The sequence below is a fragment of the Nocardia pseudovaccinii NBRC 100343 genome, assembly GCF_001613225.1.
GTDB lineage: Bacteria > Actinomycetota > Actinomycetes > Mycobacteriales > Mycobacteriaceae > Nocardia > Nocardia pseudovaccinii.
This window is the reverse complement of sequence record NZ_BDBY01000061.1, coordinates 1-2,260: the sequence shown is the minus strand read 5'-3', so window position 1 is coordinate 2,260 and position 2,260 is coordinate 1. Positions and strand designations below refer to the sequence as shown.

The 2,260-nt window shown below is 67.0% G+C and carries 2 protein-coding genes; one reads left to right on the top strand and one right to left on the bottom strand.

The annotated features are described in order from the left end of the window. On the bottom strand, positions 1 to 280 hold a 280-nt coding region (locus tag NP3_RS07190), incomplete at its 3' end, for a DUF5319 family protein (protein WP_063039033.1). Positions 281 to 585: 305 nt separating this feature from the next. On the opposite strand from NP3_RS07190, the gene guaB reads away from it, so the two are divergent. Further along, positions 586 to 2,130 carry an IMP dehydrogenase gene (gene guaB, locus NP3_RS07185; protein WP_157124170.1) on the top strand — a complete coding sequence of 515 codons (1,545 nt, stop codon included), beginning with the start codon at positions 586 to 588 and terminating at the stop codon, positions 2,128 to 2,130. The last annotated feature ends 130 nt before the right edge of the window (positions 2,131 to 2,260 follow it).

Below are 2,260 nucleotides of genomic sequence, written 5' to 3'. Positions count from 1 at the left end.
TGCCGTCGACCAGCAGCTGAAGCAGGTTGGCGCGCAGCATATCCCAGTCGTGGTAGTGATCTTGTCTGCAGTCTTCGCAGCTGACCACGAGTCCTCGGATGCCACGGTGCGCTAGTAGTGCCTCATACACCGCAAGGTCGGCGAGATCCTCCTCGACCGCAAGGCGCTCGTGGGGATCCAGCGGTTCACCGGGCTCGATGGCATCGAGCGCGGCGGACGGGTCGGAGGGGTCTCCGGCGAACGGATCCGGCGGCAAGCCAGGTGGTAGATGGTCACGCACACCCCCACGGTACGCAGAACAGGGTGCTCTTCGCCAGCTATGTGGCGCGCCAGTTTCGGTGGTGGCCTCAGTTCCGTGAGCGAGCGCAGCGAGTGAACCATAGGCACAGGCGCCCACGCGCACGACCGAGCCGAGCGTCAGCGAGGCGCAGTCGTAGCCGTGTTTGCGGGGCAGATACCATGGGAACAGGCCCCGGCCAGTATCCGACAGCGCTGGCGGAGCCGCCACCGTCCATCCCATCAGCTTCCACGACGCCGGCCAACCCGGCGTTCGTTGCTTTCGACGTCCAGGAGGGGTCGATCCGAATGAGTAATCCCGTATCGGGCGAACGAATCGCGGTCCGCCCTCCTACGGGTGGTGACGATCCGAACAAGATCGCCATGCTCGGCCTCACGTTCGACGATGTGCTGTTGCTACCGGCCGCTTCGGATCTCATCCCGAGCTCGGTGGAAACCTCCAGCCAGCTGACCCGTGAGATCCGGTTGCGCACCCCGCTCTGCAGTTCCGCCATGGACACCGTGACCGAGGCGCGGATGGCCATCTCCATGGCGCGCGCGGGCGGCATGGGCGTGTTGCACCGCAATCTGGCCGTCGCCGATCAGGCCGCGCAGGTCGAGACCGTCAAGCGGTCCGAGGCGGGCATGGTCACCGACCCGGTGACTTGTCGCCCGACCGACACCCTCGCCGAGGTCGACGCGATGTGCGCCCGCTTCCGCATTTCCGGCCTGCCGGTGGTGGATGAGACCGGCGCGCTTGTGGGCATTATCACCAACCGCGATATGCGCTTCGAGGTCGATCAGAACCGGCGGGTCGCCGATGTGATGACCAAGGCGCCGTTGATCACCGCACAGGAGGGCGTCACCGCCGAGGCCGCGCTCGGTCTGCTGCGTCGCCACAAGATCGAGAAGCTGCCCATCGTCGACGGCAACGGCCGCCTGCGCGGACTCATCACCGTCAAGGACTTCGTCAAGACCGATCAGTACCCGAACGCCACCAAGGACCGTGACGGCCGCCTGCTCGTCGGTGCCGCGATCGGTGTCGGTGAGGACTCCTGGTCGCGCGCCATGACTTTGGCCGACGCCGGGGTGGACGTGCTCATCGTCGATACCGCGCACGGCCATCAGGCCGGTGTGCTGCAGATGGTGACCAAGGTCAAGGCCGAGGTCGGCGATCGCATCCAGATCGTCGGCGGCAATGTGGCCACCAGGGCCGGTGCGGCCGCGCTGGTCGAGGCGGGCGCGGATGCGGTGAAGGTCGGTGTCGGTCCCGGCTCCATCTGCACCACCCGCGTGGTCGCCGGTGTCGGCGCGCCGCAGATCACCGCGATCCTCGAGGCCGTCGCCGCCTGCAAGCCGTACGGCGTTCCGGTGATCGCCGACGGCGGCATCCAGTTCTCCGGTGATATCGCCAAGGCCATCGCGGCGGGCGCGTCCACCGTGATGCTCGGCTCGCTGCTGGCCGGTACCGCCGAGTCGCCGGGTGAGCTGATCCTGGTGGGCGGCAAGCAGTTCAAGAGCTACCGCGGCATGGGCTCGCTGGGCGCCATGCAGGGCCGCGGCCAGGCCAAGTCCTACTCGAAGGACCGCTACTTCCAGGACGACGTGCTCGCCGAGGACAAGCTGGTGCCCGAGGGCATCGAGGGGCGGGTGCCGTTCCGCGGACCGGTCAACCAGGTGATCCATCAGCTCGTCGGCGGGCTGCGGGCGGCCATGGGCTACACCGGGTCGCAGTCGATCGCGGATCTGCAGGAGGCGCAGTTCGTGCAGATCACCGCCGCGGGGCTCAAGGAGAGCCACCCGCACGACATCACGATGACCGTCGAGGCGCCCAACTACACTGGTCGCGGCTAGCCCGGTTGACGTTTGTGTACTGGACGGAACGGTCCGGGCATGATTGGGCTTGTCTGCTGTCCTTCGCGACACTGAACCATTGGTCGAGCGAAGCGGGCGATATCGGGCATAAAGCTGTCGTCGCTACATG